Origin of the sequence: Pontibacter sp. HSC-14F20 (assembly GCF_019599265.1) — a bacterium.
In the GTDB taxonomy this organism is placed as follows: domain Bacteria; phylum Bacteroidota; class Bacteroidia; order Cytophagales; family Hymenobacteraceae; genus Pontibacter.
The window spans coordinates 104,114-124,461 of the sequence record NZ_JAHZTC010000008.1 but is presented as its reverse complement, the minus strand read 5'-3'; the positions used below and the strand labels follow the sequence as shown (position 1 = coordinate 124,461).

Annotated in this window: 19 protein-coding genes and 4 tRNA genes; 10 read left to right on the top strand and 13 right to left on the bottom strand. The window is 47.8% G+C overall.

Going from position 1 to position 20,348, the window contains the following annotated elements:
* Nucleotides 1-3 precede the first annotated feature (3 nt).
* The 7 genes from secE to K3G39_RS09855 form a co-directional block, all read right to left on the bottom strand.
* On the bottom strand, nt 4-195 hold the full coding sequence (gene secE / locus K3G39_RS09885) for a preprotein translocase subunit SecE (protein ID WP_101444090.1): 192 nt from the start codon (nt 193-195) through the stop codon (nt 4-6).
* A gap of 27 nt (nt 196-222) precedes the next feature.
* Nucleotides 223-295 (bottom strand) — tRNA-Trp (locus tag K3G39_RS09880).
* Nucleotides 296-402: 107 nt separating this feature from the next.
* Nucleotides 403-1,590, bottom strand: coding sequence for an elongation factor Tu (gene tuf, locus K3G39_RS09875; RefSeq protein ID WP_220626023.1), 1,188 nt, complete (start codon nt 1,588-1,590; stop codon nt 403-405).
* Between the two features lie 69 nt (nt 1,591-1,659).
* Nucleotides 1,660-1,731: transfer RNA gene (locus K3G39_RS09870), tRNA-Thr, on the bottom strand.
* A gap of 112 nt (nt 1,732-1,843) precedes the next feature.
* A tRNA-Gly gene (locus K3G39_RS09865) sits at nt 1,844-1,916 on the bottom strand.
* Nucleotides 1,917-1,956: 40 nt separating this feature from the next.
* Nucleotides 1,957-2,039, bottom strand: a tRNA-Tyr gene (locus tag K3G39_RS09860).
* A 153-nt stretch (nt 2,040-2,192) separates the two neighbouring features.
* The gene (locus K3G39_RS09855) at nt 2,193-4,748 is read right to left on the bottom strand and encodes a M1 family metallopeptidase (RefSeq protein WP_220626022.1); all 2,556 of its coding nucleotides are present in this window, start codon (nt 4,746-4,748) and stop codon (nt 2,193-2,195) included.
* Between the two features lie 87 nt (nt 4,749-4,835).
* On the opposite strand from K3G39_RS09855, the gene K3G39_RS09850 reads away from it, so the two are divergent.
* The 3 genes from K3G39_RS09850 (at nt 4,836) to frr (ending at nt 6,828) form a co-directional block, all read left to right on the top strand.
* Nucleotides 4,836-5,333 (top strand): biotin/lipoyl-containing protein, encoded by a 498-nt coding sequence (locus tag K3G39_RS09850; protein ID WP_220626021.1) that lies wholly within the window; start codon nt 4,836-4,838, stop codon nt 5,331-5,333.
* Between the two features lie 84 nt (nt 5,334-5,417).
* Nucleotides 5,418-6,203, top strand: a complete 786-nt coding sequence (pyrH, locus tag K3G39_RS09845; protein WP_220626020.1) for a UMP kinase — start codon at nt 5,418-5,420, stop codon at nt 6,201-6,203.
* A 61-nt stretch (nt 6,204-6,264) separates the two neighbouring features.
* The gene (frr, locus tag K3G39_RS09840; RefSeq protein WP_220626019.1) at nt 6,265-6,828 is read left to right on the top strand and encodes a ribosome recycling factor; all 564 of its coding nucleotides are present in this window, start codon (nt 6,265-6,267) and stop codon (nt 6,826-6,828) included.
* Between the two features lie 73 nt (nt 6,829-6,901).
* Here the strand turns inward: frr and nadD are convergent, their stop codons facing one another.
* Genes nadD through K3G39_RS09820 form a run of 4 tightly spaced genes read right to left on the bottom strand, consistent with a single transcriptional unit; the run spans nt 6,902 to nt 8,962 of the window.
* Nucleotides 6,902-7,474 (bottom strand): nicotinate (nicotinamide) nucleotide adenylyltransferase, encoded by a 573-nt coding sequence (nadD, locus tag K3G39_RS09835; RefSeq protein WP_220626018.1) that lies wholly within the window; start codon nt 7,472-7,474, stop codon nt 6,902-6,904.
* Nucleotides 7,471-8,055 carry a guanylate kinase gene (gmk, locus tag K3G39_RS09830; RefSeq protein ID WP_220626017.1) on the bottom strand — a complete coding sequence of 195 codons (585 nt, stop codon included), beginning with the start codon at nt 8,053-8,055 and terminating at the stop codon, nt 7,471-7,473. The genes nadD and gmk overlap by 4 nt, the downstream gene beginning before the upstream one ends.
* 6 nt (nt 8,056-8,061) lie before the next feature.
* Complete coding sequence (locus K3G39_RS09825) at nt 8,062-8,343, bottom strand: zf-HC2 domain-containing protein (protein ID WP_220626016.1); 282 nt, start codon at nt 8,341-8,343, stop codon at nt 8,062-8,064.
* A gap of 25 nt (nt 8,344-8,368) precedes the next feature.
* Nucleotides 8,369-8,962, bottom strand: a complete 594-nt coding sequence (locus K3G39_RS09820; RefSeq protein WP_007653448.1) for a sigma-70 family RNA polymerase sigma factor — start codon at nt 8,960-8,962, stop codon at nt 8,369-8,371.
* A gap of 266 nt (nt 8,963-9,228) precedes the next feature.
* On the opposite strand from K3G39_RS09820, the gene K3G39_RS09815 reads away from it, so the two are divergent.
* From K3G39_RS09815 to K3G39_RS09805, 3 genes are all read left to right on the top strand, one after another.
* On the top strand, nt 9,229-10,767 hold the full coding sequence (locus tag K3G39_RS09815; protein WP_220626015.1) for a glycosyltransferase: 1,539 nt from the start codon (nt 9,229-9,231) through the stop codon (nt 10,765-10,767).
* 229 nt (nt 10,768-10,996) lie between these two features.
* On the top strand, nt 10,997-13,969 hold the full coding sequence (locus tag K3G39_RS09810; protein WP_220626014.1) for a two-component regulator propeller domain-containing protein: 2,973 nt from the start codon (nt 10,997-10,999) through the stop codon (nt 13,967-13,969).
* 30 nt (nt 13,970-13,999) lie between these two features.
* Nucleotides 14,000-14,740 carry a LytTR family DNA-binding domain-containing protein gene (locus K3G39_RS09805; protein ID WP_220626013.1) on the top strand — a complete coding sequence of 247 codons (741 nt, stop codon included), beginning with the start codon at nt 14,000-14,002 and terminating at the stop codon, nt 14,738-14,740.
* Between the two features lie 176 nt (nt 14,741-14,916).
* On the opposite strand, the gene ahcY is transcribed toward K3G39_RS09805, so the two are convergent.
* Nucleotides 14,917-16,224 carry an adenosylhomocysteinase gene (gene ahcY, locus K3G39_RS09800; RefSeq protein ID WP_220626012.1) on the bottom strand — a complete coding sequence of 436 codons (1,308 nt, stop codon included), beginning with the start codon at nt 16,222-16,224 and terminating at the stop codon, nt 14,917-14,919.
* A 161-nt stretch (nt 16,225-16,385) separates the two neighbouring features.
* Nucleotides 16,386-17,075, bottom strand: a complete 690-nt coding sequence (locus K3G39_RS09795; protein ID WP_220626011.1) for a DUF4397 domain-containing protein — start codon at nt 17,073-17,075, stop codon at nt 16,386-16,388.
* Between the two features lie 136 nt (nt 17,076-17,211).
* Between K3G39_RS09795 and K3G39_RS09790 the strand changes: the two genes are divergently transcribed.
* The 4 genes from K3G39_RS09790 (at nt 17,212) to K3G39_RS09775 (ending at nt 20,313) form a co-directional block, all read left to right on the top strand.
* Nucleotides 17,212-18,408, top strand: coding sequence for a class I SAM-dependent methyltransferase (locus K3G39_RS09790; protein ID WP_220626010.1), 1,197 nt, complete (start codon nt 17,212-17,214; stop codon nt 18,406-18,408).
* 293 nt (nt 18,409-18,701) lie between these two features.
* Nucleotides 18,702-19,160: a hypothetical protein gene (locus tag K3G39_RS09785; protein ID WP_220626009.1), complete on the top strand. Its 459-nt coding sequence runs from the start codon at nt 18,702-18,704 to the stop codon at nt 19,158-19,160.
* A gap of 136 nt (nt 19,161-19,296) precedes the next feature.
* Nucleotides 19,297-19,476 carry a hypothetical protein gene (locus tag K3G39_RS09780; protein WP_220626008.1) on the top strand — a complete coding sequence of 60 codons (180 nt, stop codon included), beginning with the start codon at nt 19,297-19,299 and terminating at the stop codon, nt 19,474-19,476.
* Nucleotides 19,477-19,575: 99 nt separating this feature from the next.
* Nucleotides 19,576-20,313 carry an EcsC family protein gene (locus tag K3G39_RS09775; protein ID WP_220626007.1) on the top strand — a complete coding sequence of 246 codons (738 nt, stop codon included), beginning with the start codon at nt 19,576-19,578 and terminating at the stop codon, nt 20,311-20,313.
* Nucleotides 20,314-20,348 lie beyond the last annotated feature (35 nt).

Sequence of the window (20,348 nt, the reverse complement as noted above, 5' to 3'; positions counted from 1 at the left end):
AAGTTAAAACTGGTTGTAAAACCAAGACAACGAAGAGTCAAAAACAAAATCCATAGCTCCAACTACAAGAGCAAATATTAAAGACCCTATCAACACTAATACAGAGCTATTCTGTAGTTCAGAATATGCAGGCCATGAAACTTTATTTTTCATTTCCTCCACTGTCTCGTCTATGTAGCCTTTTACTTTGCTCATTGCCTTCGCTTTAATAGATTTAAATTGCACGGGTGGAGAGACTCGAACTCCCAGCCAATGGTTTTGGAGACCACTACTCTACCAATTGAGCTACACCCGTAAAAAAATGCACACCAATTTTAATTGGAGTGCAAATTTATTTAAAAGAATATTAAAAACAAACCCGTTCCCGAAAAAGATTCCAGAAACGGGCTTGTTTAATATTATTTAGGCAATGATTTCAGTTACCTGACCGGCACCTACTGTTCTACCACCCTCACGGATAGCGAAACGAAGGCCTTTTTCCATTGCCACAGCGTTGATCAAAGTTACGTCGATAGTGATGTTATCACCTGGCATAACCATTTCTACACCTTCTGGCAGCATGATCTCTCCTGTAACGTCTGTCGTTCTGAAGTAGAACTGTGGACGGTACTTGTTGAAGAATGGCGTGTGACGGCCACCTTCTTCTTTAGAAAGAACGTAAACTTCTGCTTTGAATTTTGTGTGAGGCTTCACAGAACCTGGCTTACAGATAACCATACCACGACGGATATCAGTTTTCTCAATACCACGAAGAAGAAGACCTACGTTATCACCAGCTTCACCTCTGTCAAGGATTTTGCGGAACATCTCAACACCAGTAACTACTGATTTCAAGTTTTCAGCGCCCATACCTAGGATCTCAACCTGCTCACCAGAGTTGATTACACCACGCTCGATACGGCCTGTAGCTACAGTACCACGACCAGTGATTGAGAACACGTCCTCAACTGGCATCAAGAAAGGAAGGTCAGTCAGACGAGCAGGGATTGGAATCCAGCTATCAACTGCAGCCATCAACTCTTCGATCGTTTTAACCCACTTGTCATCACCGTTCAAGCCACCAAGTGCTGAACCCTGAATAACTGGGATGTTGTCACCGTCGAAGTCATAGAAAGAAAGAAGCTCACGGATTTCCATTTCAACAAGCTCAAGAAGCTCTGGGTCATCCACCATGTCCACTTTGTTCATGAACACTACAAGCTGAGGTACACCTACCTGACGAGCAAGAAGGATGTGCTCACGAGTTTGTGGCATCGGACCATCAGTAGCAGCAACCACCAGAATAGCACCGTCCATCTGAGCAGCACCTGTAACCATGTTCTTCACGTAGTCAGCGTGACCTGGGCAGTCAACGTGAGCGTAGTGACGGTTCTCAGTAGCATACTCTACGTGAGAAGTATTGATAGTAATACCTCTTTCTTTTTCTTCAGGAGCGTTATCAATTGAAGAGAAGTCGCGTAGTTGAGCAAGACCTTTATTAGCCAATACAGTTGTAATGGCAGCAGTCAAAGTTGTTTTGCCGTGGTCAACGTGACCGATAGTACCGATGTTAACGTGCGGTTTGGAACGGTCAAATGTTTCTTTAGCCATTGTATGATAATTAAATTAAGGTTAAAACGTTTAAGTATGTTGCGTTAATTATACACGTAACGGACTTTGAGCCAACGATGGGAATTGAACCCACGACCCCTTCCTTACCAAGGAAGTACTCTACCCCTGAGCTACGTCGGCTTTTTCCATCACTTATCTTAAAAATGAGTTTATACTAAAAAGGAAATCCATCTGCATGAAATTCCTTACAAAGCAACCCATATTTGATAAGCAGCACGCCATTTGCTTATTGAGCGGGAGACGAGGGTCGAACTCGCGGCCTATAGCTTGGAAGGCTATCGCTCTACCAACTGAGCTACTCCCGCTTTTAATGAAGCAAACCATTAAATAGCGTGGTCTTAATTGTGGGGAGAGCAGGATTCGAACCTGCGAAGTATCACTACAACGGAGTTACAGTCCGTCCCATTTGGCCGCTCTGGAATCTCCCCAAATATTTAACCAGACTGACTTATTCAGCCTTTCCTTAGCTCTTAAAAACTGCCTTTCAGCACGCTGTTCGTTCTAAGGAGATGCAAAATTAAGCGCTTTTTCTTTCCAGTCAAATATTCTCTGAAAAATAATTCATTTTTTTTCCTGGTGCACTACAAGGAAACCTGATTATATAGCTCCAATAGTCTTTTATCCTGTTCATTTGCTCTTATTTCCTTGAGCAGTTCCACTATCTCGGGGCGCTCAGAGTTTACCATAAGTGTCTGGAAGGCAGCCATACGCACGTAATACAGTTGGTGTTCCTGCGCCAGGTCTGCCAGCATACTGATGGCTTCCGGTGTGTAGGCCTCCGGATTGACAGCCATAAAGGCGCCATAGCTTTGCAACAGATAGTATAAGCCGCCACCTTTTGCACTTTTCATCTGCTTCATGAACCAGTCAATCTTTCCCGCCCCTCCCTTCACGGCATAATAGGATGCCAGTGCCAACACGATCTCTTCGTTCGTCTCTTTCTCAAAGGCAGCCAGGCGCTGGTTGATATCCGGTGCCTCCGTCATGGCATAGCCCAGTATCCCTGCTGCTGCTACTTTATAAGACTTATCCTGCATTGCCGTCTTATACAGTGCACTATATTCATCATCACCCCATTCTGATAGTAGCATGATAGCTCCAGCTCTCACTTCTCCTTTATCATCGTTTTCAGCTATCTGCTTCACGACCGGCTCTAATGCTTCAGCGTGCTTGCCTGGTAGACGCCCTGCTACATCCAAAGCCAGGTTTCGAACTGCCCAGAAATCGGCTTTCAATGCGCCCTGCAATAAGGTCACCATCTCCTGCTGACTTAACTCCTGCTCCAGCTCTTCCAGTGCTTCTAATCGTGGCGCCAGGGCCTTTGCTTTTTCAAATTGAAACACCAGTTCTTCTGTCGTCTTTGTGTGCTCTACGGTGCCAAGCAACTGCTGCTCGCTATCAAACAGTACAAGCTGAGGCTCAGTGCTCACCGGCAAAGTGAATACATGATGGGCTTTCGTGATTTCGATGGCATGCTCCTTCTTTTGCCCATTCTCCCAGACTCCTACTTTCAAAGGCAGTCTGTATATTGGTTGGTATAGGGTGTCTTGCTGCTGCCATACCTGCAGCTTTAGTGCGCCATTCTGGTAGGTATGGCTTACCTTAAGTTCCGGATGACCGGCACGTAGAAACCACTGATCAAAGAACCACATCAGGTCTTCGCCGGTCGTATCTTCAAAGGCCATACGCAGTTCGGCTACTTCCACATCCGAAAACTTGTTTTGGGTCAGGTAACGGTTAAGTGAAGCAAAAAAAGCTTCATCTCCCACATACTTGCGAAGCATGTGCAGCACACGTCCGCCTTTGGCGTAAGAATGGCTGTCGAACATGTCTTCGCGGTCGGCGTAGCGGTAGCGGATCAGCGGTTCCCGTTTGGTTTCGGACTCATCCAGGTACTGGCCTAATTCTTCCAGGTGATGGTAGGCAGCCTCTTCGGCTCCATACTTATGCTCTGTCCAAAGGTATTCCGAATAGTTGGCAAAGGCCTCATTAAGCGGCAGGTTAGCCCAGGACTCCGTGGTAACGTAGTTGCCAAACCACTGATGAAACAGTTCGTGCGCAATGATGCCATCCCAGTGCTTGTCCAGCAACTCACGTTCATTCAGCTGCAGATCCTCCATAAAAGTAGAGGCAGATGTGTTTTCCATAGCTCCCGATACAAAGTCGCGTACCACTACCTGCGAGTACTTCGACCAGGGATAATCCACCCCTAGTTTCTTCGAGAAGAACTCCAGCATTTCGGGTGTGTTTCCGAATATCTTTTTGGCGGTCTTCTCATAAGCAGGCTCCACATAATAGTTGACTTCCAGGTCACGCCACTTGTCTTTCACAACAGCATACTCTCCTATCGCCATCATGGTCAGGTATGGCGCATGCGGCAGCTCCATTTTCCAGTAGTCGGTTTTGGTGCCGTTCGTGTTTTTGCGTGAATAGATAAAGGTACCATTTGAGAGCGTGGTATATTTCTGGTCTACGGTGATGTATAGCTCCTGCGTCATACGCTCGTTTGGCGAGTCAATCGTTGGAAACCAGGCGGAGTTGGCTTCAGTCTCGCCCTGTGTCCAGATCTGGCGTGGCTTGTTCGGTTCCTCTCCTTTCGGATTAATGAAGTATAGGCCTTTGTCCTGGGTGATGGCATCACTGCCGCCTACTGCCAGCTCATTTGGCTTGGCTGTATAATCTATCTCAATGGTGTACTTACTGTTCCGGGTATAGGACCTGCCCAGGTCAATTGTTAGTTTCATCCCATCGTAGGTATACTGGAGTTCCTTCGAGTCAGAGTTGTCGACTACCAGGTTTACGCTGTGGATATCAAAGCCTTTGGCATCGAGCACGAGCCGGTTCTGCGGATAGAAATAAGGCTTAAGAGTAAGCTCGGCAATCCCATGCAGGTGCTGCTTTTCCCAGTCGAAGCTGACGCGCAGCTTGGTATGCAACAGGTCGTGAACACGGGTTCTGGCAGGGTTAAAGGCATGGTTCTTCGGAGCCCACACGGGCAGCTCGGCCACCTCCAGAGCCGGCTTGCCTGCTACTGGCTCAACCACAGCAGTCGCCCCGGTTTGATTATTCACACTGCAACCTCCTGTAAAAGCCATAGCGGCGACAAGGCCAACTATGCTCAGAAACCTATGATTCATGATGGAATGTTTTAATTTTGAGCTCAATTTCTAAAAATACTCTGATAAATCAATTATCTTTAAGCTTCCAAAATCTGATTTATAAAGATGCTCCAGATAAAAACCGCTAACGACAAGACATGGCAGGTTGATATTCAAAAAGATGCCATTCTTCTCAACGGATCACCTTTCAACTGGGACATTTCGCCCCTTGGCCCTAACAAATATCACATCATAAAAGATGACAAGTCGTATACCGCAGAGCTGGTAGAAGCTGATTATCAGGCCAAAACATTCATTTTTAAGATAAACGGCGTCAAGCAAACCGTAAGCGCGAAGGACCGCTTCGACCTGCTGCTCGACAAGCTAGGTATGAGCAATACCAACGCCCAGAAAGTGAACGATGTGAAAGCGCCGATGCCAGGATTGATACTTGAAATAAAAGTGCAGCCCGGCCAGGAAGTAAAGAAGGGCGACCCGATCATGATCCTGGAGGCGATGAAAATGGAGAATATCCTCAAATCGCCTGGCGACGGCATCGTGAAGGAGATAAAGGTAGCTGTAAAACAGAACGTGGAGAAAAACCAGATCTTGATTCTATTTTAATTTTTTTGTGTTGCCAACTGGGCAGCACGTACTGCCTTTCCGCAACATGAGCACCATAAACGTTAACATTACTATAAAACGACCGTGAAGTATAAAAGAATATTGCTGAAGTTAAGCGGCGAAGCGCTGATGGGAGAACAGCAGTACGGCATTGACTCAGACAGACTGATGCAGTACTCGCAGGAGATTAAGGAAGTAGCCGCACTTGGCGTAGAGGTAGCAGTTGTGATCGGTGGAGGCAACATCTTTAGGGGTGTTCAGGCTGAGCAGGTGGGCCTTGACCGCGTTCAAGGTGACTACATGGGTATGCTTGCTACTGTCATCAACAGTATGGCTTTGCAGAGTGCGCTCGAAAAGCTGGGTGTTTATACCCGTTTGCTGTCTGGTCTGAACATTCAGCAGGTATGCGAACCTTATATCCGCCGTCGCGCCGTACGCCACCTCGAGAAAGGACGTGTCGTTATTTTCGGTGCAGGCACTGGCAATCCTTACTTCACAACAGACTCAGCTGCCAGCCTTCGCGCTATCGAGATTGAGGCGGATGTTGTGCTGAAGGGTACCCGTGTAGACGGTATTTACTCAGCTGACCCTGAAAAAGACCCGAACGCCATCTTCTATTCAAACATTTCCTTTAAAGATGTGTTTGAGAAAGGCCTGAACGTAATGGATATGACCGCCTTTACACTGTGCAAAGAAAATGGTCTGCCCATCATTGTGTTCGACATGAACACTGGAGGCAATCTGAAGCGATTGGTACAGGGTGAGAAAATTGGCACACTTGTATCCATGGAAGACCTGGCTGAGTCGATTGAGGATGCCGTAAATGAGATACAGGCTTCGGAAGGCGGAAGAATTTCAGACAAAAATTAATATTTTTGCAGCATTCTTTAATTATCACAAAACAGAAGAACTTTATTAAGCTAAAATTGATATGACGGAAGAAATTCAGTTTTACCTCAGCGAAGCCGAGGAGTCTATGCAGAAAGCGTTGCAGCACACAAACTCCGAGCTGCTAAAAATCAGGGCTGGCAAAGCATCCCCTGCCATGGTGGAAGACCTGCGTGTAGATTACTACGGGACTCCAACACCTATCTCCCAGGTAGCCAACGTTATGGTACCCGACGCCCGTACCCTGATGATCAAGCCATGGGAGAAGCAAATGGTAGCAGAAATCGGCAAGGCTATTAAGAACAGTGACCTGAACCTTAACCCGCTTGTAGAGGCCGACGGTGTTCGTTTGAACATACCGCCGCTTACAGAAGAGCGTCGCCGTGACCTGGTAAAGCAGGCAAAAAATGAGACTGAAGGTGGCAAGATTGCTGTCCGTAACATCCGCAAAGACGTGAACGACTCGCTGCGTAAGCTGCAGAAAGAAGGAACTTCTGAGGATGCCGTGCGCGATGCGGAGGCCAAAGTACAGAAGATGACTGATAGCTACATCGTAAAGATCGACGAGCTTCTGACGAAGAAAGAAGCTGAGATCATGACCGTATAAGCTGCAGAGCTATACCTTAAAAAGGAGAAGCCCGCTGATTGTTCAGCGGGCTTCTCCTTTTTAAATGCGATGCTTACAGGTATAGCTTGTGTACCTTGATGTATTCGGCCACTTCGTCAGGCACCATATATTTAATAGACTTTTCTTCTTTAATGCATTTTCGGATAAATGTAGCCGAGATATCCAACACAGGAGCCTTGACAAATGTTACACTTGACATTGGAGACAGCTCAGTAGTAGTAGATCCGGACCGCGGGTATACATATACGCGGTGATACTCCAGGATGCGCTCCGAATTTTTCCACTTCGGGAAGAGTGGCAGATTGTCCTCACCCATGATCAGCACAAACTCGTAGCTCGGGTACTTCTCCTGTAGGTATGTGAGGGTGTCGATAGTATAGCTCGGCTTGGGCATGTTAAACTCGATGTTCGATACGCCCAGGTTCGGGTTGTCGGCCACTGCCAGCGACACCATGTGCAAACGGTCGAACTCGTGTAGCAGTGTGTTGCTAGGTTTAAAAGGATTCTGGGGCGACACGACCAGCCATACCGTATCCAGGTCTGTATTGCTGGCCATATAATTGGCCAGTATCAGGTGCCCGATATGGATAGGGTTGAAGGAGCCGAACAGCAGCCCTACTTTCATACAATAGCCGGTTCAGCGTTCAGAAACTCGTTTACCAGTTTTTCTGCCTTAATGCAGGCTTCTTCCAGGTTGTCGTTTACGATTACCTTATCAAACTGGTCTTCAAACTTCATTTCAAACTCCGCTTTAAATACCCGGCTCGAAATGCTCGACGCCGAGTCGGTGTTGCGGGCCTGCAGGCGTTTGGCCAGTTCCGCTATGGAAGGCGGCTTAACGAATACCGCCAGTGCTCTCTCTTTGTAAAAATGTTTTATACTTAGTCCTCCTTTTACATCCACGTCTAGTATCACGTGTTTGCCGCTTTCCCAGATACGCTCTATTTCAGATTTCAAAGTGCCGTAGAAGGCGCCTTCGTATACCTCTTCCCACTCTACAAATTCGTCTTTCGCGATCTTCTGCTTGAATTCTTCCGGTGTTATGAAGTAGTAGTCTTTTCCGTTTTCTTCGGTACGGCCGCGCTTATCGCGTGTGCAGGCCGAAATAGAGAAGGCAAGTGATGGGGTTACCTGTAAGAGGTGCTTTACAATAGTAGTTTTGCCGGCACCGGAGGGAGCCGAAAAAATGATAATCTTTCCTTGCATCAGAGGTTATACAGTTTCTTGAATTCTGGCTTTAATGGACAAAGCTAAGCTTTCCGGCACAATTACGCGCTTAAGATGACCACTTACAAGCCCTTTGAGGAGTTTTTGCTTTTGATGGCTTTCGAAGCAGGGAACGCACTCTTCGATGTGGGTATTAAAATAAGATTGTTCTTCAGTGGAGGCTTCTCCATCAATCATCAGGTCCAATAGCTTGACAATCTTGTCACATTCCGACTCATGCCCGTCTTCGGAAAGTTTCTGGTGCGTTTCTGTAAATCTTGATTCCATCTTAACTCAAAGTCTTTAGGTTATTCTAACTGTTATATCCCATGCTCTTCGCATACTTTTCCAACTTCTCTTTCAAAGAGTTACGGGCTCGGTGCAGCCTAGAGCGCACGGTACCGATAGGTATATCCAGAATTTTAGCCATTTCCTCGTAGGTGAAGCCTTCAAGATCGCAAAGGATGATCACTGTCCTGAAGTCTACCGGTAATGCGTTTAGGGCGCTGGCCACCTCGTCGCCAATCAGGTCCTGTACACTTTCGGTGCGCATGTCGGTGGTGGAGGCTACGCCGCCCTCGCCTTCTACGTCGTCCGAATTGTAGTATCCCTCGACCTCACTATAGTCTACCTTGGCAGGTTGCTTGCTCTTTTTCCGGAACTCATTTATGAAAGAGTTCTTCAGGATTCGGAACAGCCAGGCTTTTGCATTAGTTCCTTGCTCAAAGTAATCGAAAAAGCGATAAGCCTTCAGATATGTCTCCTGCACCAGGTCATTGGCATCATCTTCATCGAGGGTGAGCCTGTAGGCAAAATTGTACAGAGGATCCAGCACAGGCAGCAACTCCGCCTCGAACCGGGCGTCTTTTTCCTCTTTACTCAACTGTTTACCTGTTTGCTCGCTCATTTGACTTGATTTTGTAATTTATAAAGTCGTAATCGCGTAATTATACGCAAATATAGAAATTTTAATTACATACCTCCCTTGCCGCATTTGGGTTGCATGGATCTGCATCGGCATGTATAGAACAGGGGCATTTACCCACTCTCGTTCTGTTCTTTATTAGAAACATACGGAATTTCCGTACTTTCAGTAGTTCCTGAGCTTTTTTTAATTGATTTAAGCGTTAAAACTTAATTTTGCAGTTCTAACCACTCAGGGTATTTCCAGACATGAGCCAAGCCATATCCGTTACCGTTCTCACTAAAAACAGCCAGCAGCATCTTGCCCAATGCTTGCACGCATTGCATCGCTTTGCCGAGGTACTGGTACTCGATAATGGCTCTACGGACGAAACACTGGCTATCGCCGCCCGCTTTGCGAATGTGCGTATCGTAGAGCATGCTTTTCTCGGATTTGGACCGATGAAGAACCTGGCCGCGCAGCATGCTACCCACCCGTGGGTCCTTTCTATTGACAGCGACGAGGTGCTTTCCTCTGAGCTAACGGAAGAAATACTGCAACTCGACCTCCGCGACACCCACAAGGTATATAGCTTCCTACGCCACAACTTTTACGGCAAAAAGCACATCAAGGCCTGTGGCTGGGACAACGATTATGTATTGCGCCTCTACCACAAAGGCACTACCCGCTTTGCCGACCTGCCCGTACACGAGTACATTCAGACAGATGGATTGCAGATACATACCTTACAAGGCACCATGGACCATTTCTCTTTCAACAGCATTTCGCAGCTGATCGCCAAGATGGACCATTACACGACTCTTTTTGCCCAAGAGAAACGTTTTCACAAAAGCTCCTCTCCTGCCAAAAGCTATTTCAAGTGGGCTTTCTCGCTTTTCAGGAACTATGTGCTGCAGCGCGGGTTTCTGTATGGGTATGAAGGTATGGCCATTTCCTTTTCGAACGCCAACGGCACTTTTTACAAATACATGAAACTGCACGAAGAAAACCAGCGCCTGGGCATTAGCCTGATCATCACCACCTACAACTGGAAAGAAGCGCTTGCTACTGTTTTGAAGAGTGCCTTCCGGCAGAGCGAACTGCCACGCGAAATTATTGTGGCCGATGATGGTTCCCGTGACGATACACGTGCCCTTATAGAGAGCATGGCGAAGGAATCGCCGGTGCCATTGCTGCATAGCTGGCAGGAAGACATAGGTTTTAGGGCTGCTGAGAGCCGAAACAGGGCCATCGCGATGGCAACTGGCGAGTATGTGGTGATCATTGATGGCGATATGGTGCTGCACCCCGATTTTTTAAAGGGTCACCGCCGGGCGGCCCGCAAAGGTTATTTCACGCAGGGCAAGCGCGTGCTTCTGAGTCCTGAGCTGAGCCAGGACCTGATTAACCGCGGTCCTGCTCCTTTCTCTCCCTTTTCTGCAGGTATAACGAACAGGTTTAACGCTACTAATTCGCCTTTTCTGTCAAGACTTTTCAGCAAAGACAAAACTGGCATCGCGTCTATCAAGAGCTGCAACATGAGCTTCTGGATGGAGGACATTATTCGGGTGAATGGCTTTAATGAGGACTTTGTGGGTTGGGGACGTGAAGACAGCGAGTTTGCTGTCCGGTTGCTCAATAGTGGCACCAAACGACAGAACCTTGCCTTCGGCGGCGTGGCATACCACCTGCATCACCAGGAAAACTCACGCCAGAGCCTGCCCGCTAACGATACCATATTAGAAAAAGCCATTACTGATAAAAGTACCTTCTGCCCTAACGGTATCGGCAAACACCTCCCAAACTAGTAAACAAGCTCCATATGATTGATGCCTATACCTGCTGACTGGTTATTGCTCAGTAGGTATAGGCATCTCTTTTACATAGCCCAGCCTATGTCCCAGACAACGTTATAACAATAGGTATAGCGGAGAGGCAACAAATATTAAACTTTACAGTAATATAAATATTAAGCTATTTTTTATTACAAAATATATTAGCTTTATGTATTGTTCTCTCTAATGTTCTTGCTTTCGGATGCGCCCCCTTGCTCTCTTAATTTTGCTGGTAGTTTCGCTCCACTCACAGGCGCAGCAGTTCAACTTCCGAAACTGGTCGCTGGAGCAGGGCTTGCCCCAATCGCAGGTAAACCACATTCTGCAGGATCACAAAGGACAGCTTTGGGTCGCCACCCTCGGAGGCCTCAGTCGCTTTGATGGGTCTACTTTTCATACCTATACCAAGCGGGATGGCATGAGCAGCAACAGTATAAGCTGCCTGTTGCTTGACAGCCGGAACCGTATCTGGATCGGGACAACTGACAAAGGATTGATGCTGTTTACAGGTAACAGTTTTTATGTGTATGACCTGGAAGCCGGATTGCCACCCGGAGGTATCTACAGTATAACAGAAGACAACCAGGGCACTATTTGGGCTGCTTCAGACAGCGGCGTTTACTCCCTGGCCAAAAACAGATTTGCGCAGCACACCGACTTACCAGCTATCCGTTACAATGACATACTCTTTACAGCTACAAATGAGCTTTGGGCAGGAAGCGACTCGCAGGGCCTATACAGACTAAATGCTAAAGGGATAAGCAACTACACTGTAGCTAACAGTGAGTTGCCCTACAACAGCATCAATGCACTTGACCAGTCACCTGACGGCACCATCTGGATTGGAACAGCTGACGGGGTGGCAACTTTCAGGTTAGACAAGCTGGAGGAATTTGAGCTACCGGCAGGTATAGTAAGCCCTAACATAGGAGACTTTACTACGGACAATTACGGTCATCAATGGTTGAGTCTGCGTTTAAATGGCGTGCTCAAATACGACGGCAAGGAGTTTCAGCACCTGACCCGCTATAGTGGCTTACGCACGGACCGAGTAAACTGCATTACAACAGACCGTGAAGGCAATATCTGGATCGGCACAACCGGTCATGGGCTTATGCAATACCGGAACCCCTGGTTCGTACATTTTTTTGACATGGGGCAGGTAAAGGAACCCGTGATATCTGCCCTGGCACAGGATACCCAAGGCAGGGTATGGCTGGGTACCGACGATGGTTATGCCGCATTTATGGAGGGTGGCATTCTGAACTGGCTAGAGACCAACATCTGGCCAAAAGGCACCACCCTGCATAGTATGTGGGTAGCCCATCAAAATGATGTTTGGGTATGTACCAGCAAAGGGCTATACCGCTTGGGGCCAGGCAAGGTAGCGCATTATGGCACAGCGCAGGGCTTACCCTCAGCTGAGGTATACCAGGCCATGCCCTTGCAAAATGGAGACATGCTGCTTGCCACAGCGGCCGGATTGGCTATACTTCAATCGAATCAACAGCGCATAAAGCTCTTGCACAAGCCGCAGCTTACAGGTAAAGTACATGCCCTGCACCGCGACAGAAGCGGAAGGATATGGATGGGAGCTGAAAAAGGGGTATTCCAATACGAGAACAACACGATAGCTGCTGCGAAAGGGTTGGGAGAGCCAGGTTTTCGGGCGATCTTAACCATCGCAGAAGATGAGTCAGGCACGCTATATTTTGGCGGCTTTAATTACGGCATCATGGCCTGGCATGACAAATGGAAGGCTCCCAAGGTATACAACTCCCGGAACGGGCTCCCCAACGAAGGTATAAAAAGTTTGTTCGTCGATAATACTAACCACCTGTGGGTTGGTACCAGCCGGGGCGTTTTAAAAGTACAACTCGACCAGCTCCATGACCGGGGTCGCCTGAGCATCCGATCCTATGCAAATCAGGAAGGATTCAGGGGCCTTGAAGTGAGTAACAGGGGGATTACGCAAACGCCTGACGGTACCGTATGGTTTGCCACAGCCAAAGGCCTAACCATGTACCTGCCCGACATGGACCGCCGCAACCAGGTATACCCGAATACAATTCTGGCTGATATCATGCTCTTTCTGAAGCCTACTGACTGGTCAAGCCTGGGCTATACCACCGACTCAGCTACCGGGCTCCCGGTTAACCTGCGGCTTCCGCACAACAGAAATCACCTTACATTCGACTTTCATGGTATCTCGCTAACGGCACCAGACCGGGTGCGTTACCGTTACCGGCTCAAAGGGCACGACGACAACTGGTCAGCTGTCACAGATCACTCATTTGCCACTTACGCCAGCCTCGATCCAGGCACCTATACCTTTCAGTTGCTGGCTGCTAACAGCGATGGCTACTGGACTCCAAGCCCGCTCACCTATACCTTCACGATCGTGCCTCCGGTGTGGCGGCGGGAATGGTTTATCGTCTTGCTGGTACTCATTGCCACCGGTGCTACCATCAGCGTGGTAAGGTTGCGCGAAAGAAGCCTGGTAAAACTCAATAGCCTGCTGGAGCAAAAGGTACAGCACCGCACACAGCTCCTGGAAGGAAAAAATAGGGAGAAGGAAATTCTGCTGAAAGAGATCCATCACCGCGTGAAGAACAATCTGCAGATCATCATGAGTATGCTCAACCTACAGGCCCGGCATGTGCAGGATCCCAAGGCCCTTGAGGTAATGCAGTCTGTACGGGGGCGGGTCAGGTCGATGGCCATTTTGCATGAGCGACTTTACCAACACGAGGATCTGGCTTCGATAGACCTGAATGCCTACATACAGGATATATGTGAGGGCTTATGCGCTACCTACGGCACAACAGAACGGCACATCAAAATTAAGCTCGACATCCCGACGACCATGGTGGAGGCTGATACAGCACTTTCACTGGGGCTGATTGTCAATGAACTTGTTTCCAACTCCATCAAATACGCTTTCCCAAACCAGTACGGGCAGGTTGCTGTATACCTGAGACCACAACAGCACAACACCTATACCCTGACAGTGCATGATGATGGAATCGGCTTACCAACTGACTTTGAAGAGCGCCGAAAGAAGTCGTTTGGTTTGCAGTTGGTCTCATCACTCGCCAAAAAACTTGGCGGTAATATAGAGTTCCAAAACAATAATGGTACAAAATCAATATTGTATTTTGTTTTGGCATCGTAAGTTGCTACTTTTACGTATGAGTTTAATGCTATGACGAAACCAAAGATCCTTATTTCGGAAGACGAAATTATTATCGCAGAAGACCTGGCGGCTTGTTTAGAGGAGCTGGGTTACCAGACGTGTGCCATCGACTCCGGTGAGAACACTCTTGACATAATCCGAACCATGCAACCAGACCTGGTTTTGCTCGATGTGAACCTGAAAGGGGATATAGATGGTATAGAAATCGGCTCTAAAATTCGGGAAGAATTCGACGTTCCATTTATCTACCTGACCGCCTACGCAGACAAGGACACGCTGGACAGAGCAAAAAAAACGGAACCTGATGGCTTTCTGGCTAAACCTTTCGACGAAAAAAACCTGCGCTCCGCCATTGAGCTGGCTCTTTACAAGCACGGTTCCGGCCAAAAAGTAGTTGATAATGGTGGTGGCAAAGCACCAAAGGAAGCGGAACCGCAAACCGATTACATTTTTGTAAAGGTAAAGCATCGTATCATCAAGGTACATTACAGCGACATCCTCTGGGTGGAGGCGTATGACAACTACTCTTTTATCGTTACAGTGGATCAGAAGTACCTTGTCAGTTCTACCCTCAAAGACATGGAGCATAAGCTGCCGTCGAGCAATTTTGTGCGGGTGCACCGTTCCTACATCGCTAACCTCGACAAAGTAGAAGCTCTGGAGGAAAACGCGGTCGTGTTCTCTAAAGGCGATATTCCAATTGGAAAATCCTACAAAAAGGCGCTGATGTCGCGCTTTAATATTATCTGATAGAAACTGCCAAAAAGCGATATTTGCCCTGACTTTAATTGAAAGGACAGCCTAAATATTTTACTTGTCTGGCAATCTTTGTGTAAACCCGGAGCAATTGGGCAAGTAAAAGTTGCCATAACAGAAAAGCCGGAGCAGATGCCCCGGCTTTCTTGTTTATACCTTGAATCCTAAGATTAGTATCTGTAGTATTCCGGCTTGTAAGGACCTTCTACTTCTACACCAATGTAAGCGGCCTGATCCGGACGAAGCTCATCCAGTTCTACGCCAATCTTGCTTAGGTGCAGACGGGCTACTTTCTCGTCGAGGTGCTTCGGCAAGGTATATACCTTGTTCTCGTAGGCATCCGCGTTAGTCCAAAGCTCGATCTGAGCCAGTGTCTGGTTCGAGAAAGAGTTCGACATTACAAACGAAGGGTGACCAGTCGCGCAACCCAGGTTCACCAGGCGGCCTTCAGCCAGCACGATAACGTCTTTGCCATCAATATTATAAAGATCTACCTGCGGCTTGATGGTGTCTTTAGTATGACCGTAAGCACCGTTCAACCAGGCCATGTCGATCTCGTTGTCGAAGTGACCAATGTTACAAACGATCGCTTTATCTTTCAGGCTGCGGAAATGCTGCTCAGAGATGATGTCTTTGTTACCAGTAGCGGTTACCACGATATCAGCTTCTTTTATAGCATCAACCATTTTCTTCACCGCAAAGCCATCCATAGCAGCCTGCAGGGCGCAGATTGGGTCAATTTCTGTAACGATAACACGGGCACCGGCACCACGAAGTGAAGCAGCAGAACCTTTACCAACGTCACCGTAGCCAGCTACAACAGCTACTTTTCCGGCCATCATCACGTCTGTAGCACGACGAATTGCATCTACCAACGACTCTTTACAGCCATACTTGTTATCAAACTTCGACTTAGTAACCGAGTCGTTTACGTTAATAGCAGGCATCGGCAATGTGCCGTTTTTCACACGCTCATACAGACGGTGAACACCAGTTGTTGTTTCTTCAGAAAGTCCTTTGATGGCATCAGCAAGTTCCGGATACTTGTCAAGCACCATGTTTGTCAGGTCACCACCATCGTCCAGGATCATGTTGAGTGGTTTGCGGTCTTCACCGAAAAACAAAGTCTGCTCAATGCACCAGTCAAACTCTTCGGCCGTCATACCTTTCCAGGCATACACAGAGATACCGGCAGCGGCAATGGCAGCGGCGGCATGGTCCTGCGTAGAGAAGATGTTGCAGGAAGACCAGGTTACTTCAGCGCCCAGCTCTACCAATGTTTCGATAAGCACAGCAGTCTGGATGGTCATGTGCAGACAGCCGGCGATACGGGCACCTGCCAGTGGCTTGCTTGGGCCATACTCTTCACGGATAGCCATCAGACCGGGCATTTCGGCCTCTGCCAATCTGATCTCTTTGCGGCCCCACTCGGCCAGCGAAATATCTTTTACTTTGTACTTGAGTGTTGTATCGATCATATTCTACTTTTTTCTTAAGGAAGCACAAAATTACAAAATTTATCCCTCATCTTCAATAGAAGAGCATTACTCAACTGAAAATCAAGCAGTTTAGTTTCCTGTTAAATACAGAAGCCCGTGCCAATGGCACAGGCTTCTTATAGGTATAGTCTTCTTCGCAGTTATCGGTTGATGATTATTTCGGCACCAAGTGAGTTTGTATTGCTTGCCGGTGGCGCCACAAAGCCTCTTGCAAAAACAGTGTAGATGCGGCCGCCGCTCACTTGTACATTTGGTAAGGCCAACACTACGGTTTCGGTTCCAGCCAGGCGTACTTCCAGGTTATATGAACCTGCTGGCACAGGAGTAAAGGCAGAAGCTTGTTTAAACGAACTGTTACTGAACAGCACTGGTCCATCAGTTACAGCAATATCCACTGCCGGAGCATCTGGCGAGAGGTGCACAAAACGCACGTGCGCATTTCCGGAGGCCGGGGCAGTCAGGTCGTCCATCAAGACCAACGGCTCGATATTACTCAAAGTGTTAATCGCGAATACAGAGTAGTTCATGTTGCGCTCCAGATCTAGATTAGCGTTTATCACTGTTGTGCTGGTACCTGCGGCATTCACTTTTACATTGCGACGGCCAGCTGGCACTTCGAGGTAGCCGGTGTTGTTAGGAAAAGTAAGGGCAGCTGTGTTTACCTTGTTATTATCCACCAACAGATCGACTCCCGGTGCGTCAGGTGAGGCGTGCACCACCATTACATTGGCACTTTCGATAACGGCCATATCATCATCGTCATCATCGCAGCTTGTAAGCACCAGAACCGGCAGCATGGCCAGCATCATGATTTTCATCCATTTCTTCATAGTATTCTGATAAATTATTTTAGTAAAAGTTTCTTTTAGCTGTGTATACAACCAGCAGGCATAAGGATTGTTTGCGGATGGCCAATTTTTATGAAAGAAAACAGGGCTGATTAAATTTGTACCTTTGCAGCGCACCATGAAGCACTATACTCCGGAAGAGAAAGATTTTATACAGCAGCACCAGCATCGTAACCCCGCCGAGCTGATGCTGCAGGCAAGCCGTTACCCGCAGCTGCCGGTTACTGACCTGGTCAAGCAGATCCAGGCGCGGCAAAAAGCTGCTGATAAATTGCCGACCTGGGCGGCAAATTCGGATGTGGTGTTTCCAACGGCGGTGTCAGTAGAGCAGACCTCTTCGGAGCCAGCAGCGGCTTTTAAAGCTTCACTAGTGAAGGGTAAACTACTCGTTGACCTGACAGGCGGTTTTGGAGTGGACAGTTTCTTTTTTGCAAAGCAATTTGAGCAGGTGGTGCACGTAGAGCAGAACAGCGCGCTTTCAGAAATAGCCGCTTATAATTTCAAATTACTGGGTGTCCCGAATATCGAAACGGTTAATACCACGACTGAGCATTTTTTGCAACACTTTACCGGCCACGCCGATGTGCTGTACCTGGATCCGGCGCGGCGGGGCGAAAGACACGAAAAGGTGCACCTGCTGAAAGATTGTGAACCAGATGTGTTGCAATTACTCCCGGTGCTGTTTGAAAAGGCGAACGCAGTGCTGCTCAAAACATCCCCCATGCTCGATATTGAGCTTGCGCTCGAACAATTGGGCGCTGTGGCGAAGGTATGGGTGATCGCGCTGCACAACGAGTGCAAGGAAGTGTTATACCTGCTACAGCCCCGGGCAACTGCTAACCCCGAGCGCCAGTCCGTCAACCTACTGCCTGACGGCAGTATACAGACGCTTACCTTTACTAAAGAACAGGAAGAGCAGGCGACCGTCATCTTTGCCGACCCAAAGACATACCTTTACGAACCCAACTCAGCTATACTTAAATCAGGGGCTTACCGCAGTGTGGCCAGTCAGTTTGGGCTTTACAAGCTCCATCCCAACAGTCACCTCTATACCTCCGATCAGCTTATACCTGATTTTCCGGGCCGCGCGTTTGTCTGCCAGGGTATAGGGCGCTATAATAAGAAAGAGATTTTAGCCAGGTTGCCGCAACGCAAGGCTAACATAACGGTTCGCAATTTTCTGGAGTCGGTAGCCGATATCCGCAAAAAGACAGGTATAAAAGAAGGTGGCGAAGACTATCTTTTCTTTACAACAGATATGCACCAAAAGCCTTTAGTGATTTATTGCCACAAAGCGGTACTCCCTTCCAACTAATTTTTTTTCATAATATTTAAGGTATTTTCGTTTTTCTTCCTCTTTGTATAGTCCAAGCCAACACTTGGTTCTCTCTGGCATTTCAGCTTCTCAAGCTGTTCAGGCACAACTACATACATCCGCTGTTATACTTCTGTAGTGCTATATACCCATACTAGTTAAAATCGGTTTTATTGCTATACCTATGCCTATATCGACTGGGCTAAATTGCTAACTGTTAAAAGTTTAACTCGTAAAACAGAGAGTCCCGTCTGGCACGGCGACAGTATGTTTAATTTAAATACACGAAAGCTATGAAACGCAATAATGAAGAGAATCAGGACATGAATCGTAAGAACGAAGACAACCTAAATCAAAATCAGAACCAGAATAGAAACAATAATCAGAATCAGCCTAGAAACGAGTCCGGTGAGTTTGAGAGCACTTCACGTTCTCAGAACAATCCTTCGGGACAGAGCAATCAGGGTTCGCAGGCAAGAAGCGGCAACCAGGGCCAGGGCTGGCACGGTGATTCGCAAGGTCATGCAGAAGCCGGTCGACAGAGCCATAAGAACGAAAGTTCATCCTCTTCGAGCAGCAACTCATCGCAGAGTGGACAAACCCAGGCCAGAAGTGGCAACCAGTCACAGGCCAGGAGCAGCAGTCAGAACCAAGGTAAAGGCTGGCATGGCGACTCTGAGGGACATGCAGAAGCAGGACGCCAGAGCAACAAGAATAACAGCAATTCAGGCTCCAGCAACGATAATTCCTAATATAGTTTAGCTGCATATAATACAGAAAAGCCCGTGGCAACTGCTGCGGGCTTTTCTGTTGGCATCAACCAGTGCTACAAGGCTTCGTAAACTGAGTATGAGACTCATTTTGTAATCAAACTGAAATTTTAAAACTATGAAAAACGAGAAAGAAAATAAGAATCTGCCGGAAAACCAGCAGTCCAACACAGGCAAGTCGGGTTCTAAAAAAGATATAGGTAACGACCTGCACAAGGACGCAGTGGGGAAAATGGGCTCTAATAACCCAACGCCACAGGCCCGCACCGACAACGAGCAGAAGAACCAAAGGCAGTAGAACAAAAAACAGAATGATAATCTGTATATTAGGCCAGCCACAGCAGTTGTATGTTGTGGCTGGCCATTTCGTATCTATACCTGTTACATCCTCCAATCCATGACTGCATACGAACAGCACGCTATACATGAACTCAGAAACTGGCAACATGAAATGCGCGGCAGACCTTCGTTGGTCAATAAGCTGGCGAAGCGTATGCAGGACAAGATTAACAGCTACATTCCCGAGAAGGTGCATCAGGCTATTACGGCCACTATAAAGCAGATGGTGCGTGCCGTGCTTTTTGGGTCTGAGCTTACCACCAGAAAGCCTTATCCTTTTACTTCTCTGCAGCTCACCGAATCCATCGTGCTGGAACGCATAAATTTCTATAGAAAAGCAGCTGCCGCAGAAGGAGGTATTACCGGAGCAGGCGGCTTTCTGTTAGGTATGGCGGACTTCCCGCTCCTGCTGGGCCTGAAACTGAAAATGCTTTTTGAGATAGCCGCGCTCTATGGCTATTCTGCCGATGATTACCGGGAGCGCGTATACCTGCTCCACATTTTTCAGCTTGCCTTTAGCAGCCAGGAGCGCCGCCGGGAGGTATACCTACAGATTGAGCACTGGCAGCAGCAGGCACAGCACCTTCCCGAAGACATCCACCAATTTGATTGGCGCACGTTTCAGCAGGAGTACCGCGACCACATCGACCTGGCTAAGATGGCGCAGCTCATACCTATTGTAGGAGCACCAATCGGAGCTGTGGTTAATTACCGGCTCATCAACAAACTAGGCACAACTGCCATGAACGCTTACCGCATGCGGTGGCTGGAAGAGAAAAAGCAGCTACATCATTAGGCACTCATCTTCGTACTTTGTATAAGTGGTTCAGA

Coding starts and splice junctions, on each gene's coding strand:
- K3G39_RS09825 (WP_220626016.1), bottom strand. CDS start 8,343: ATGGAATCAAGATTTACAGAAACGCACCAGAAACTTTCCGAAGACGGG.
- K3G39_RS09850 (WP_220626021.1), top strand. CDS start 4,836: ATGCTCCAGATAAAAACCGCTAACGACAAGACATGGCAGGTTGATATT.
- K3G39_RS09820 (WP_007653448.1), bottom strand. CDS start 8,962: ATGAGCGAGCAAACAGGTAAACAGTTGAGTAAAGAGGAAAAAGACGCC.
- gmk (WP_220626017.1), bottom strand. CDS start 8,055: ATGCAAGGAAAGATTATCATTTTTTCGGCTCCCTCCGGTGCCGGCAAA.
- K3G39_RS09805 (WP_220626013.1), top strand. CDS start 14,000: ATGACGAAACCAAAGATCCTTATTTCGGAAGACGAAATTATTATCGCA.
- K3G39_RS09785 (WP_220626009.1), top strand. CDS start 18,702: ATGAAACGCAATAATGAAGAGAATCAGGACATGAATCGTAAGAACGAA.
- nadD (WP_220626018.1), bottom strand. CDS start 7,474: ATGAAAGTAGGGCTGCTGTTCGGCTCCTTCAACCCTATCCATATCGGG.
- K3G39_RS09815 (WP_220626015.1), top strand. CDS start 9,229: ATGAGCCAAGCCATATCCGTTACCGTTCTCACTAAAAACAGCCAGCAG.
- frr (WP_220626019.1), top strand. CDS start 6,265: ATGACGGAAGAAATTCAGTTTTACCTCAGCGAAGCCGAGGAGTCTATG.
- K3G39_RS09795 (WP_220626011.1), bottom strand. CDS start 17,075: ATGAAGAAATGGATGAAAATCATGATGCTGGCCATGCTGCCGGTTCTG.
- K3G39_RS09775 (WP_220626007.1), top strand. CDS start 19,576: ATGACTGCATACGAACAGCACGCTATACATGAACTCAGAAACTGGCAA.
- K3G39_RS09855 (WP_220626022.1), bottom strand. CDS start 4,748: ATGAATCATAGGTTTCTGAGCATAGTTGGCCTTGTCGCCGCTATGGCT.
- K3G39_RS09780 (WP_220626008.1), top strand. CDS start 19,297: ATGAAAAACGAGAAAGAAAATAAGAATCTGCCGGAAAACCAGCAGTCC.
- K3G39_RS09810 (WP_220626014.1), top strand. CDS start 10,997: ATGCGCCCCCTTGCTCTCTTAATTTTGCTGGTAGTTTCGCTCCACTCA.
- K3G39_RS09790 (WP_220626010.1), top strand. CDS start 17,212: ATGAAGCACTATACTCCGGAAGAGAAAGATTTTATACAGCAGCACCAG.
- secE (WP_101444090.1), bottom strand. CDS start 195: ATGAGCAAAGTAAAAGGCTACATAGACGAGACAGTGGAGGAAATGAAA.
- ahcY (WP_220626012.1), bottom strand. CDS start 16,224: ATGATCGATACAACACTCAAGTACAAAGTAAAAGATATTTCGCTGGCC.
- tuf (WP_220626023.1), bottom strand. CDS start 1,590: ATGGCTAAAGAAACATTTGACCGTTCCAAACCGCACGTTAACATCGGT.